11 protein-coding genes are annotated in these 12,838 nt (G+C 63.2%); all 11 read right to left on the bottom strand.

Annotated features, from left to right (window positions below; translation table 11 throughout):
• Positions 1-9 precede the first annotated feature (9 nt).
• Positions 10-1,515, bottom strand: a complete 1,506-nt coding sequence (locus HNQ71_RS15600; protein ID WP_184873466.1) for an NADH-quinone oxidoreductase subunit M — start codon at positions 1,513-1,515, stop codon at positions 10-12.
• Positions 1,515-3,488, bottom strand: a complete 1,974-nt coding sequence (gene nuoL / locus HNQ71_RS15595) for an NADH-quinone oxidoreductase subunit L (RefSeq protein WP_184873465.1) — start codon at positions 3,486-3,488, stop codon at positions 1,515-1,517. The genes HNQ71_RS15600 and nuoL overlap by 1 nt, the downstream gene beginning before the upstream one ends.
• A gap of 10 nt (positions 3,489-3,498) precedes the next feature.
• Positions 3,499-3,807: an NADH-quinone oxidoreductase subunit NuoK gene (gene nuoK, locus HNQ71_RS15590; protein WP_023676620.1), complete on the bottom strand. Its 309-nt coding sequence runs from the start codon at positions 3,805-3,807 to the stop codon at positions 3,499-3,501.
• A gap of 1 nt (position 3,808) precedes the next feature.
• The gene (locus HNQ71_RS15585) at positions 3,809-4,429 is read right to left on the bottom strand and encodes an NADH-quinone oxidoreductase subunit J (protein WP_095087233.1); all 621 of its coding nucleotides are present in this window, start codon (positions 4,427-4,429) and stop codon (positions 3,809-3,811) included.
• 127 nt (positions 4,430-4,556) lie between these two features.
• Positions 4,557-5,048: an NADH-quinone oxidoreductase subunit NuoI gene (gene nuoI / locus HNQ71_RS15580; protein WP_023812382.1), complete on the bottom strand. Its 492-nt coding sequence runs from the start codon at positions 5,046-5,048 to the stop codon at positions 4,557-4,559.
• Entirely contained in the window at positions 5,048-6,091 is a 1,044-nt protein-coding gene (gene nuoH, locus HNQ71_RS15575) for an NADH-quinone oxidoreductase subunit NuoH (RefSeq protein ID WP_095087231.1), read from the bottom strand. The genes nuoI and nuoH overlap by 1 nt, the downstream gene beginning before the upstream one ends.
• A 2-nt stretch (positions 6,092-6,093) precedes the next feature.
• Positions 6,094-8,175 (bottom strand): NADH-quinone oxidoreductase subunit NuoG, encoded by a 2,082-nt coding sequence (gene nuoG, locus HNQ71_RS15570; protein WP_184873464.1) that lies wholly within the window; start codon positions 8,173-8,175, stop codon positions 6,094-6,096.
• 72 nt (positions 8,176-8,247) lie between these two features.
• On the bottom strand, positions 8,248-8,946 hold the full coding sequence (locus HNQ71_RS15565; RefSeq protein WP_184873463.1) for an NADH-ubiquinone dehydrogenase: 699 nt from the start codon (positions 8,944-8,946) through the stop codon (positions 8,248-8,250).
• Positions 8,947-9,047: 101 nt separating this feature from the next.
• Positions 9,048-10,352, bottom strand: a complete 1,305-nt coding sequence (nuoF, locus tag HNQ71_RS15560) for an NADH-quinone oxidoreductase subunit NuoF (RefSeq protein ID WP_095087224.1) — start codon at positions 10,350-10,352, stop codon at positions 9,048-9,050.
• A gap of 10 nt (positions 10,353-10,362) precedes the next feature.
• Positions 10,363-11,646 (bottom strand): NADH-quinone oxidoreductase subunit E, encoded by a 1,284-nt coding sequence (locus HNQ71_RS15555; RefSeq protein WP_184873462.1) that lies wholly within the window; start codon positions 11,644-11,646, stop codon positions 10,363-10,365.
• Positions 11,647-12,837: an NADH-quinone oxidoreductase subunit D gene (locus tag HNQ71_RS15550; RefSeq protein ID WP_184873461.1), complete on the bottom strand. Its 1,191-nt coding sequence runs from the start codon at positions 12,835-12,837 to the stop codon at positions 11,647-11,649.
• Position 12,838 lies beyond the last annotated feature (1 nt).

Here is a 12,838-nt window from a genome sequence, read left to right as displayed (position 1 = left end):
ACCCTTGGGTTAGTTCGCCGCCGCGGTTTGCGCGGCGCCGATGGATGCAGTGACATTGGTGACGAGCGACTTGACCGATTGGGCCGTCGCGTCGAAGACGGGTGCCGGATAGACGCCGAAGAAGATGACCAGCACCACCAGCGGGTAGATGATCGCCTTCTCGCGTGGCGACAGATCGAGCAGGCCCTTCAGGCTGTCCTTGGTCAGAGCGCCGAAGATCACCCGGCGGTAGAGCCACAGCGCATAGGCTGCCGACAGGATGACGCCGGTCGCGGCGAAGAACGCCACCCAGGTGTTCACCCGGAACACGCCGAGCATGGTCAGGAACTCGCCGACGAAGCCGCTGGTGCCGGGCAGGCCGACATTGGCCATGGTGAAGACCATGAACACGGTGGCGTATTTCGGCATGTTGTTGACCAGCCCGCCATAGGCGGCGATCTCACGCGTGTGCATGCGGTCGTAGATGACGCCGACGCACAGGAACAGGGCGCCCGAGACGAGCCCGTGGCTGAGCATCTGGAAGATCGCGCCCTGCACGCCTTCCTGGTTCATGGCGAAGATGCCCATGGTGACGAAGCCCATATGGGCGACCGAGGAATAGGCGATCAGCTTCTTCATGTCCTCCTGCATCAGCGCCACCAACGAGGTGTAGATGATGGCGACGACCGACAGTGTGAACACCAGCGGCGCGAACATTTCCGACGCCAGCGGGAACATCGGCAGCGAGAAGCGCAGGAAGCCGTACCCGCCCATCTTGAGCAGGATTGCGGCCAGGATCACCGAGCCTGCCGTCGGTGCTTCGACATGCGCGTCAGGCAGCCAGGTGTGCACCGGCCACATCGGCATCTTCACCGCGAAGGAAGCGAAGAAGGCGAGCCACAGCCAGGTCTGCATGTTGGCCGGGAAATTGTGCGTCAAAAGCGTCGGGATGTCGGTGGTGCCGGACTGATAGAACATCGCCATGATGGCGAGCAGCATCAGCACCGAGCCGGCCAGCGTGTAGAGGAAGAACTTGAACGAGGCATAGACGCGCCTCTTGCCGCCCCAGACGCCGATGATGATGAACATCGGGATCAGGCCCGCCTCGAAGAAGACGTAGAACAGCACGATGTCCAGCGCGCAGAACACGCCGATCATCAGCGTTTCGAGCAGCAGGAAGGCGATCATGTAGGCCTTGACGCGCTTCTCGATTGCTTCCCACGAAGCCAGGATGCAGAGCGGCATCAGGAACGTCGTCAGGATGACGAACAGCATCGAAATGCCGTCGACGCCCATATGGTAGGAGATGCCGGAGTCGAGCCAGGCAACCTTCTCGACGAACTGGAAGCCGGCTTGCGAATTGTCGAAACCGGTCCAGATGAACAGCGAGATGATAAACGTGAACGTCGTCGTCAACAGCGCGATGGCGCGGATGTTGCGGCGCGCGTTTTCACTGTCATCATTGATGAACAGGATGAGCAGCACACCAACCAGCGGCAGGAAGGTGACCAGCGAGAGGATTGGCCAGGCGGTCATCAGAGCATCATCCAGGTGACGAGTGCGGCAACGCCGATCAGCATGGCGAAGGCATAGTGGTAGAGGTAGCCGGTCTGCAGCTTGACGACGCGGTCGGTGACATCGACGACGCGCGCCGAGATGCCGTCAGGACCAAGACCGTCGATGATGGTGCCGTCGCCGGTCTTCCACAGGAAATGACCGAGTCGCTTGGCCGGCCGCACGAACAGGAAGTCGTAAAGCTCGTCGAAATACCACTTGTTGAGCAGGAAGGCGTAGAGCAAGCGATGGTTGGCGGCGACGCTTCGCGGCAATTCCGGTGAGCGGATGTAGAACTTCCAGGCCAGCGCGAAGCCGATCAGCATGGCGATGAACGGCGAGAGCTCGACCCACAGCGGCAGTTCGTGGATTTCGTGCAGGATGTGGTTTTCCGGCAGCGTGAACAGTGATGCCTTCCAGAACTCGGCATAGCCCTCGCCGATGAAGGCGCCGTGGAAGATGATGCCGGCGAACAGCGCGCCAGCGGCCAGGATGAACAGCGGCACCAGCATCACCGGCGGCGATTCATGGACGTGGTGCATCACCTCATGGCTCGCGCGCGGCTCGCCATGGAAGGTCATGAAGACCAGCCGCCAGGAGTAGAAGGCGGTGAAGCAGGCGGCGATGACCAAAAGCACGAATGCGAGGCCGGCGACCGAATTATGGCCGGCAAAAGCGGCCTCGATGATGGCGTCCTTGGAGAAGAAACCGGCGGTGCCGATGACCGTCACCGGAATGCCGACACCGGTCAACGCCAGCGTGCCGATCACCATCATCCAGTAGGTGGTCGGGATCAGCTTGCGCAGGCCGCCCATGTTGCGCATGTCCTGCTCGTCGGAGACGGCGTGGATGACCGAGCCCGAGCCGAGGAACAGCAGCGCCTTGAAGAAGGCATGCGTGAACAGGTGGAAGATCGCGGCACCGTAGGCGCCGACGCCCAGCGCCACGAACATGTAGCCGAGTTGCGAGCAGGTCGAATAGGCGATGACGCGCTTGATGTCGTTCTGGACGAGGCCGACCGTCGCCGCGAAGAAGGCGGTGAAGGCGCCGATGAAGGTCACGACCGTCAGTGCCGAATGCGACAGTTCGAACAGCGGCGACAACCGCGCAAGCATGAACACGCCCGCCGTCACCATGGTGGCGGCGTGGATGAGTGCCGACACCGGCGTCGGGCCCTCCATGGCGTCCGGCAACCAGGTGTGCAGCGGCACCTGCGCCGACTTGCCCATGGCACCCATGAACAGCAGCAGGCAGACGATCGTCATTGCCGACTGCTTGTCGAGCGCATAGCCTAGGAAGGTCAGCACGGCGGCACCTTGCGGCGCGCCTTCAGCGGGAATGAACGTCGCCGCATTGGCGAAGATGGTGCCCAGATTGACCGAGCCGAACAGCACGAACACGCCGAAAATGCCGAGCGCGAAGCCGAAATCGCCGACGCGGTTGACGACGAAGGCCTTGATGGCGGCGGCATTGGCCGAGGGCTTCTTGTACCAGAAGCCGATCAGCAGGTAGGACGCGAGACCCACCCCTTCCCAACCGAAGAACATCTGCACCAGATTGTCGGCGGTCACCAGCATCAGCATGGCGAAGGTGAACAGCGACAGATAGGCGAAGAAGCGCGGCCGGTTCGGATCGTGGTGCATGTAGCCGATCGAGTAGATGTGGACCAGCGCCGACACCGTGTTGACCACGACCAGCATCACCACCGTCAGCGTATCGATCCGGAGTGCCCAGGACGCCTCCAATCCGCCCGACTGGATCCAGCGCAGCACTGGAACGGTGAACACCTCGCCATGGCCAAAGCCGACGGTGAAGAAGGCAACCCACGACAGCACCGCAGCGATCACCAGGAAGCCTGAGGTGATGTATTCGGATGCCTTGGCGCCGAGCGACGTGCCGAACAGGCCGACGATCAGGAAGCCGAGCAGGGGAAGGAAGACGATGGCCTGATACATGGTGGTTCCGTCAACCCTTCATCATGTTCACGTCTTCGACCGCGATCGAGCCGCGGTTGCGGAAGAAGACGACGAGAATGGCAAGTCCGATGGCAGCCTCGGCCGCCGCGACCGTCAGCACGAACAGCGCGAACACCTGGCCGACGAGATCGCCAAGTGCGGCGGAGAAAGCGACGAAGTTGATGTTGACCGCGAGCAGGATCAGCTCGATCGACATCAGGATGACGATGACGTTCCTGCGGTTCAAAAAGATGCCGAACACGCCGAGCGTGAACAGGATCGCCGATACGGTCAGATAATGTGCGATGCCGACGACCATCTCAGACTCCTTCGCCCGACTTGACCTTGCGGATTTCCATGCCGGTCGCCGCGGTGCGGCCGACCTGGGCTGCGATCGACTGCCGCTTGACCCCTTCCTTATGGCGCAGCGTCAAGACGATGGCGCCGATCATGGCGACCAAGAGCACGAGGCCGGCGATCTGGAAGTAGTAGAGGTAGTCCGTATAGAGGATGTCGCCGAGTGCTGCCGTGTTCGAGCGCGTGGCGAGGTCCGGAATGGGCTTGGAGACCGTCGAGGCGAGCTGCGGTGCGAATGTGTAGCCACCCAACACGACAATCAGCTCCGCCGCCAGGATCAGCCCGACCAGCGCGCCGATCGGCGCATACTGCAATGCGCCTTCCTTCATCTCGGCGAAATCGACGTCGAGCATCATGACGACGAACAGGAACAGCACCATGACCGCGCCGACATAGACGACGAGCAGGATCATCGCCAGGAACTCGGCGCCGGTCAGCATGAACAGGCCGGCCGCGTTGAAGAAGGTCAGAATCAGGAACAGCACCGAATGAACGGGGTTGCGCGACGAAATGACCATGAACGCCGACGCCACCGCGACAAAGGCGAAGAGGTAGAAAAAGGCCGCCTCTAGTCCACTCAGCATGGGGTTCCCCCGGGTTCCTGTCCGGACCGGCTCTCGCCCTGTCCGCTTCTGTGGCTTGGTACCGCCTCCGGTTCCCAAGTCGCGTTGTCCTTAGACGAGGCCCCTCGCCCCGTCCATGCGTCAAATATCAGCGATACGGCGAGTCCAGCGAGATGTTGCGCGCCAGTTCGCGCTCCCACCGGTCGCCATTCGCCAAAAGCTTGTCCTTGTCGTAGTAGAGCTCTTCGCGCGTCTCGGTCGCGAATTCGAAATTGGGCCCTTCGACGATGGCGTCGACCGGGCAGGCTTCCTGGCAGAAGCCGCAATAGATGCATTTCACCATGTCGATGTCGTAACGCACCGTGCGGCGCGTGCCGTCATTGCGGCGCGGGCCGGCCTCGATGGTGATCGCTTGCGCCGGGCAGATCGCCTCGCACAGCTTGCAGGCAATGCAGCGTTCCTCGCCGTTGGGATAGCGGCGCAGCGCATGCTCGCCACGGAAGCGGGGGCTGGTCGGCCCCTTCTCATGCGGATAGTTGATCGTCTCCTTCGGTGCGAAGAACTGGCGCATCGACAGGAAGAAAGCGCTGACGAAATCCTGCAGCAGCAGCGATTTTGCGGCTTGGGACAGAGCAGACATCACGCAAACCCCGTGATCTTGAGGAAGGCGGCGGTGGCGACCACCATGAACAGCGAGATCGGCAGGAACACCTTCCAGCCGAGCCGCATCAACTGGTCGTACCGGTAGCGCGGCACGAAGGCCTTCACCATGGAGATGCCGAAGAACACGAAGCAGACTTTCAGCACGAACCAGATGACGCCCGGCACCCAGGTGAACGGCGCGAAGTCGAAGGGCGGCAGCCAGCCGCCGAGGAACAGGATGGTGGCCAGCGCGCACATCAGCACGATGGCGACATACTCACCGAGGAAAAACAGCAGGAATGGCGTCGACGAGTATTCCACCATGTGGCCGGCGACCAGTTCCGATTCGGCTTCCACCAGGTCGAAGGGTGGCCGGTTCGTCTCGGCCAGCGCCGAGATGAAGAAGATGACGAACATCGGGAACAGCGACAGCCAGTGCCAGTCGAGGAAGGTGTTGGGCAGGCCGAGCTTGGTGCCCAGCCCATCCTGCTGCGACAGGACGATGTCGGACAGGTTGAGCGAACCGGCGCACAAAAGCACGGTGACGATGACGAAGCCGATCGAGACTTCATAGGACACCATCTGCGCGGCCGAACGCAGCGCGCCGAGGAACGGATATTTCGAGTTGGACGCCCAGCCGCCCATGATCACGCCATAGACCTCGAGCGAGGAAATGGCGAACACATAGAGGATGCCGACATTGACGTTGGCGATCGCCCAACCCTGGTTGACCGGAATGACCGCCCAGGCCGAGATCGCCAGCACGGCAGAAACCAGCGGCGCCAGGAGAAAAACGCCCTTGTTGGCGCCCGACGGGATGACCGGTTCCTTGAAGACGAACTTCAAAAGATCGGCGAAGGCCTGCAGCGTGCCCCAGGGACCGACGACGTTCGGGCCGCGGCGCAGTTGGACCGCCGCCCAGATCTTGCGGTCGGCGTAGAGGATGTAGGCGACGAAGATCAAAAGCACGACGATCAGCACGACCGACTTGAGAAGGATCAGCAGCGCCGGCAGCACGTAGAAGGAGAAGAAAGTGTCCATGCTTATTCCGCCGCCTGCTTGAAGCCGCTCTTGGCCAGTGCCGAGCATTCCGCCATCACGGCCGATGCCCGCGCGATCGGATTGGTCAGGTAGAAGTCCGTGACCGGCGAGGTGAAGGTGCCCTTGTTCAGCCGCCCGCCGAGCTTCGCCACCTTGGCGATGTCCTCGGCATTGCCGGCTGCGACCTGATCGATGCGGGCCAGATGCGGGAATTCGCCATAGAGCTTCGCACGCAGCTGCGGCAGCGAATCGAACGGCAGCTTCTTGCCCAGCACATCCGACAGCGCCCGCAGGATCGCCCAGTCATCGCGCGCATCGCCCGGCGCGAAGCCGGCGCGGTTGGTCTGCTGCACGCGGCCTTCGGTGTTGACATAGGTGGCCGATTTTTCGGTGTAGGCTGCCGCCGGCAGGATGACATTGGCGCGGTGCGCGCCCTGGTCGCCATGCGTGCCGATATAGACGACGAAAGCGCCGCCGGTCTTGGCCATGTCGATCTCGTCGGCGCCAAGCAGGAACAGCAGTTCCATCTCACCCAGCATCCCGGCGACGTTCTTGCCGCCCTCGCCCGGCACGAAGCCGAGATCGAGGCCGCCGACGCGACCGGCCGCATTGTGCAGCACGGCAAAGCCGTTCCAGTCCGCCCTAGCGGCGTTGACGGCGGCGGCGAGCTTTGCCGCCTGGCCGAGCACGGCCGCACCATCGGCGCGCGCCAGCGCACCCTGGCCGACGATGATCAGCGGATGCGTCGCCTTCTTCAGCGTCTGGAAGAACTTGCCGTTGCCGTCGGCCAGATCCTTCAGCGAATCCGGTCCGGCGCCCAGCTGTTCGTAGTCGTAGCGCGTGTCGCCGACATCGCCGATGACGCCGACCGGCAGATTGCCGATCCGCCAACGCTTGCGGATGCGGGCGTTCAGCACCGAGGCCTCATAGCGCGGATTTGCGCCGATGATCAGCACCGCGTCGGCCTGCTCGATGCCCTCGATGGTCGGGTTGAAGATATAGCTGGCCCGACCGAGCGCCGGGTCAAGTGCCGCGCCGTCCTGACGGCAGTCGGTGTTCTTCGAACCGAGCGAAGCCATCAGCAGCTTCAGCGCGTAGATTTCCTCGACCGCGGCCAGATCGCCTGCAATGGCGCCGATCTTTTCGGGTGCCGCCTTCGACACCGCATCCTTGATCGCGGCGAAAGCCTCGGCCCAGCTGGCCGGTGCCAGCCTGCCATCTTTGCGCACATAGGGGCGGTCGAGGCGCTGCGTGCGCAGACCGTCCCAGATGAAGCGGGTCTTGTCGGAGATCCACTCCTCGTTCACCTGCTCGTTGACGCGCGGCAGGATGCGCATCACTTCGCGGCCGCGGCTGTCGACGCGGATCGCCGAGCCGACGGCGTCCATCACGTCGATGGATTCGGTCTTGGTCAGCTCCCACGGCCGCGCCTGGAAGGCGAACGGCTTCGAAGTCAGCGCGCCGACCGGGCAAAGGTCGATGACATTGCCCTGCAGCTCCGAGGTCATCGCCTGTTCGAGATAGGTGGTGATCTCGGCGTCCTCGCCACGACCGATCAGGCCGAGTTCGGAAATGCCGGCGACTTCGGTGGTGAAGCGGACACATCGCGTGCAATGGATGCAGCGGTTCATCACCGTCTTGACCAGCGGGCCGATATACTTGTCTTCGACCGCGCGCTTGTTCTCGTGATAGCGCGAGGAATCGACGCCGAAGGCCATCGCCTGGTCCTGCAGGTCGCATTCGCCGCCCTGGTCGCAGATCGGGCAATCCAGCGGATGGTTGATCAGCAGGAATTCCATCACGCCTTCGCGGGCCTTCTTGACCATTGGCGTGTTGGTGAAGATTTCCGGCGGCTCGCCATTCGGGCCGGGGCGCAGGTCGCGCACGCCCATGGCGCAGGAGGCCTGCGGCTTGGGCGGCCCGCCCTTCACCTCGATCAGGCACATGCGGCAATTGCCGGCGATCGACAGCCGCTCATGGAAGCAGAAACGCGGCACTTCCGCGCCAGCGTCTTCCGCCGCCTGCAGCAGCGTGTAGTGGTCGGGTACAGTGATCTCTTTCCCGTCGACCTTGAGCTTTGCCATTCGCCTCAAACCCCTGCGGATTTCCCGCAATCTCTTGTCCCGGGCACGGTCGAAACCGTATCCGGCATTCAATCATTTCCCGACGGCGAGTGCCGCCGCCTGGGCAATCCAATCGTCACGGACGATGCGGCCGGCGAGCGACAAATAGTCCTCGACCCAGGCAACCTCTTCCGGCGCCCAGGCCGCGATCTGGTCATATGTCCAGATGCCCAAGCCGTTGAGAACCTTCTCCAGCTTCGGACCGATGCCCGATATCGCCTTGAGGTCCGAAGGCTGCGCCGGCTTGTCCATAGCCTTCGGCTGCCTGAAATCCTCCGGCATCAATCCGGCCGGAGCCGGGTCTGCGGCCGGGGCGGCATCGGCGACAGGCACTGCGTCGGCCGCCTCCCTCGCAACCATGTCAGTCACGTCCTGTGCGAAGGATTGCGCTTCGGCGATCAAGGTCTTGGTCGCCGCGCGGGCAGCCTTGGAAGCGCTCTTTTTCGTCTCCGAAAAACGCTCGCTGCGCGCCTCGAAATCATCGACGATCGGCTGCAGCAGTCGTTGCGAGGCTTCGGCAGCCCCCGAGAGTGCGCCCAGCCAGACGCCGAAGGCGTGGTTCGCCAGCCCGATGCCGAGCGCCGACATCGCCGCGGCACCCGCAACAGGGTGCGCGAGAAGGTTGACGGCGCTCGCCATCTCCTTCGGCATCATCCTGGTTAGATCCTGGTTCATCTTCTCGAACTGGTCCAAATTGGGCATCAATGAGTAGGGTGTCGAATACGGCGCCATAGATATCTCCTGGTCGTTTCTTCGTTCGCCCGCCCCGGTTGTCTTAAATCGGGCACTTGCCCGTATCTCGCTTCGGGCTTTCGCCCGCAATCACAAAGTCTCTATTCCGCCGCCACCATCACCGGCTCGGCCCGGTGCGCATTGCGCGAAAACTCGTCGATCCGGCGTTCCACCTCGCCGCGGAAATGCCGCATCAGGCCCTGGATCGGCCATGCCGCCGCATCGCCCAGTGCGCAGATCGTGTGGCCCTCGACCTGCTTGGTGACGTCGAGCAGCATGTCGATCTCGCGCTTCTGCGCTTCGCCGCGCACCAGCCGTTCCATCACCCGCCACATCCAGCCGGTGCCTTCACGGCACGGCGTGCACTGGCCGCAGCTCTCGTGCTTGTAGAAGTAGGAAAGCCGCGCGATCGCCTTCACGATATCGGTCGACTTGTCCATGACGATGACAGCCGCCGTGCCGAGGCCGGATTTGAGGTCGCGCAACGCGTCGAAATCCATCGGCGTGTCGATGATCTGCTCGGCCGGCACCAGCGGCACCGAGGCGCCGCCCGGAATGACCGCCAGGAGATTGTCCCAGCCGCCGCGAATGCCGCCGCAATGCGTCTCGATCAGCTCGCGGAACGGGATCGACATCGCCTCTTCGACCGTGCACGGGTTGTTAACGTGGCCGGAGACGCAAAACAGCTTGGTGCCGACATTGTTGGGCCGGCCGAAGGACGAGAACCAGGCGGCACCGCGGCGCAGGATGGTCGGCGCAACGGCGATCGATTCGACATTGTTCACGGTTGTTGGGCAACCATACAAGCCGACATTGGCCGGAAATGGCGGCTTCAGCCGCGGCTGGCCCTTCTTGCCTTCGAGGCTTTCGAGCAGCGCCGTCTCCTCGCCGCAGATATAGGCGCCGGCGCCATGGTGCATGTAGATGTCGAAGTCGTACCCCGACGTGTTGTTCTTGCCGATCAGCTTGGCTTCGTAAGCCTCGTCGATCGCCCGCTGCAGCGCCTCGCGCTCGCGGATGAACTCGCCGCGAACATAGATGTAGGCGGCAATCGCACCCATGGCGAAGCCGGCGAGCAGCGCGCCTTCGACCAGCGTGTGCGGGTCATTGCGCAGGATGTCGCGATCCTTGCAGGTGCCGGGCTCGGATTCGTCGGCATTGATGACGAGGTAGCTCGGCCGGCCGTCGCTCTGCTTGGGCATGAACGACCATTTCAGACCCGTCGGAAAGCCGGCGCCGCCGCGCCCGCGCAGGCCGGATGCCTTCATCTCGTTGACGATCCACTCGCGCCCCTTGGCGACGATGCCGGGCGTGTTGTCCCACGCGCCGCGCGCCATCGCGCCGGCCAGCGACTTATCGAAGAGGCCGTAGATGTTGTTGAAGATGCGGTCTTTGTCCTGAAGCATTTTTCGTCCCTCAGACCGGCTTCTTGCCGAAGACTCGGATGTATTCGGCGACGCCACCCTTGGCGAGCGCCTTTGCCTGCTTGACCCAGTCGTCGCGATCGATGCGGCCGTGGAAAGCGAGATAGCCGTCCACCCACTCGCGCTCCGCCTTCTTCCAGGAGGCAACTTGCGTGAAGGTGAAAATACCAAGCGAATGCAGGACGCCCTCGATCTTCGGGCCGACACCGGAAATCAACTTGAGGTCGTCGACCAGCGCTGGCCTGTCGATGCCGGCCGGGCGGTTCTTGTCCTCGAGCGACGGCTTGGCCGGCTTGTCAGCCTTCGCGGCTAGCACCTTGACCTCCGGCGCCTTGAAGGCGGCTGCCGGCTCGGCCTTGGTCCTCGGACCGTTGCGCTGCTTGGAAACCTGCTCGACCTCGGGGGCCGCCTTGTTGGCATTGGCGGCCGAATGCGGCGGGGCCGAAACGCTCGCCGCTCTTTCAGCTGCCGGCGCGACCTTGGTCTTTGAAGGCGTCTTCAAGGCCGGACTGGTTTCAGGGGCATCGGTCTTCGGCTTGCTGGCATTGGACGGTGCGACAGGAGCGGCAGCGGGCGCGACCGTGGCGATTATCGCGTCGGGCGCCGCCTTCGCGGCCTTGGTTGCCTCCCTGGCTTCCCTGTCGCGGGTCGACTTAAGGATCGCCTTTTCGCTCTTCAGGGTCGTGAGGCCGGAGGCCGGCTCCGAGCCGGTGCGGCCGTCCTGTGGTCCGGGCGTCACTGAAGCGCCCTTGCCGGCGTCATAAAGATCGATGATTTCGGCCAGCCGCTCGGGCGTCAAATCCTCGAACGTATCCTTGAAGATCATCACCATCGGCGCGTTGACACAGGCACCAAGGCACTCGACCTCTTCCCATGACAAGGTGCCCTTGTCGTTGGTATGGAACTGGTCGTGATGGATCCTGGAGCGGCACACATCCATCAGCGCTTCCGAGCCGCGCAGCATGCAGGGCGTGGTGCCGCAGACCTGGATATGGGCGCGGGTACCGACCGGGCTCAGCTGGTATTGCGTGTAGAAGGTGGCTACTTCCAGCCCCCTGATACGGGGCATGCCGAGCATGTCCGAAATCGTCTCGATCGCCGCCTTCGTCACCCAGCCTTCCTGCTCCTGCGCCAGCATCAAAAGCGGAATGATGGCCGACTGTTCGCGGCCCTTGGGGTATTTCTTGAGCCATTGCTTCGCCGCCGCCGCATTCGCCCGGTTGAAGGCGAAGGACGCTGGCTGGACGCTGGCTTCTGCGAGACGGCGGACTGACATTTAGCGATCGACCTCACCAAACACGATGTCGAGGGAGCCGAGAACGGCGGTGACGTCGGCCAGCATGTGGCCGCGGCAGAGGAAATCCATCGCCTGCAAATGCGCGAATCCGGGCGCGCGCAGCTTGCAGCGGTAGGGCTTGTTGGAGCCGTCGGAGACCAGATACACGCCGAATTCGCCCTTCGGCGCTTCGACCGCCGCATAGACCTCGCCGGCCGGCACGCGGTAGCCCTCGGTGTAGAGCTTGAAGTGGTGGATCAGCGCTTCCATCGAGCGCTTCATCGCCTGGCGCTTCGGCGGCACCACCTTGCCGTCGAGGTTCGACACCGGGCCGGTGCTCTCCTTGCCGAGCAAAAGGTCGACGCACTGGCGCATGATCTTCGCCGACTGGCGCATTTCTTCCATGCGCACGAGGTAGCGGTCGAAACAGTCGCCATTCTTGCCGATCGGAATGTCGAAATCCATTTCCGAATAGCATTCATAGGGCTGCGACTTGCGCAGGTCCCAGGGCGCGCCCGAACCACGTATCATCACGCCCGAAAAGCCCCAGGCCCAGGCATCGGCCAGCGAGACGACGCCGATGTCGACATTGCGCTGCTTGAAGATGCGGTTGCCGGTGAGCAACTGATCGAGGTCGTCGATCGACTTCAGGAATGGATCGATCCACTTGCCGATATCCTCGACCAGCTTCTGCGGCAGGTCCTGGTGGACGCCGCCGGGGCGGAAATAGGCGGCATGCATGCGCGAGCCGGAGGCGCGCTCATAGAACACCATCAGCTTTTCGCGCTCGACGAAGCCCCACAGGGGCGGCGTCAGCGCGCCGACGTCCATCGCCTGCGTCGTCACATTGAGGATGTGCGACATGATGCGGCCGATCTCGCAGTAGAGCACGCGGATCAGCTGGCCGCGCTTCGGCACATCGATGCCGAGCAGGCGCTCGGCCGCCAGCGCGAAGGCGTGCTCCTGGTTCATCGGCGCGCAATAGTCGAGCCGGTCGAGATAGGGGATCGCCTGCAGATAGGTCTTGGCCTCGATCAGCTTTTCGGTGCCGCGATGCAGCAGCCCGATGTGCGGATCGACGCGATCGACAACCTCGCCGTCCAGCTCGAGCACGAGGCGCAAAACGCCGTGCGCCGCGGGGTGTTGCGGGCCGAAATTGATGTTGAAGTTGCGGACGGAGGTTTCAGCCATT

Source organism: Mesorhizobium sangaii (assembly GCF_014207355.1).
In the GTDB taxonomy this organism is placed as follows: Bacteria; Pseudomonadota; Alphaproteobacteria; order Rhizobiales; family Rhizobiaceae; genus Mesorhizobium; species Mesorhizobium sangaii.
Note: the sequence above shows the minus strand (reverse complement) of the source record. Positions and strands in the feature narration are given on the sequence as shown.

Coding starts and splice junctions, on each gene's coding strand:
- nuoH (WP_095087231.1), bottom strand. CDS start 6,091: ATGGACACTTTCTTCTCCTTCTACGTGCTGCCGGCGCTGCTGATCCTT.
- HNQ71_RS15600 (WP_184873466.1), bottom strand. CDS start 1,515: ATGACCGCCTGGCCAATCCTCTCGCTGGTCACCTTCCTGCCGCTGGTT.
- nuoI (WP_023812382.1), bottom strand. CDS start 5,048: ATGTCTGCTCTGTCCCAAGCCGCAAAATCGCTGCTGCTGCAGGATTTC.
- HNQ71_RS15550 (WP_184873461.1), bottom strand. CDS start 12,837: ATGGCTGAAACCTCCGTCCGCAACTTCAACATCAATTTCGGCCCGCAA.
- nuoK (WP_023676620.1), bottom strand. CDS start 3,807: ATGGTCGTCGGCATCGCACATTATCTGACCGTATCGGCGATCCTGTTC.
- nuoF (WP_095087224.1), bottom strand. CDS start 10,352: ATGCTTCAGGACAAAGACCGCATCTTCAACAACATCTACGGCCTCTTC.
- HNQ71_RS15585 (WP_095087233.1), bottom strand. CDS start 4,429: ATGCTGAGTGGACTAGAGGCGGCCTTTTTCTACCTCTTCGCCTTTGTC.
- nuoL (WP_184873465.1), bottom strand. CDS start 3,488: ATGTATCAGGCCATCGTCTTCCTTCCCCTGCTCGGCTTCCTGATCGTC.
- nuoG (WP_184873464.1), bottom strand. CDS start 8,175: ATGGCAAAGCTCAAGGTCGACGGGAAAGAGATCACTGTACCCGACCAC.
- HNQ71_RS15555 (WP_184873462.1), bottom strand. CDS start 11,646: ATGTCAGTCCGCCGTCTCGCAGAAGCCAGCGTCCAGCCAGCGTCCTTC.
- HNQ71_RS15565 (WP_184873463.1), bottom strand. CDS start 8,946: ATGGCGCCGTATTCGACACCCTACTCATTGATGCCCAATTTGGACCAG.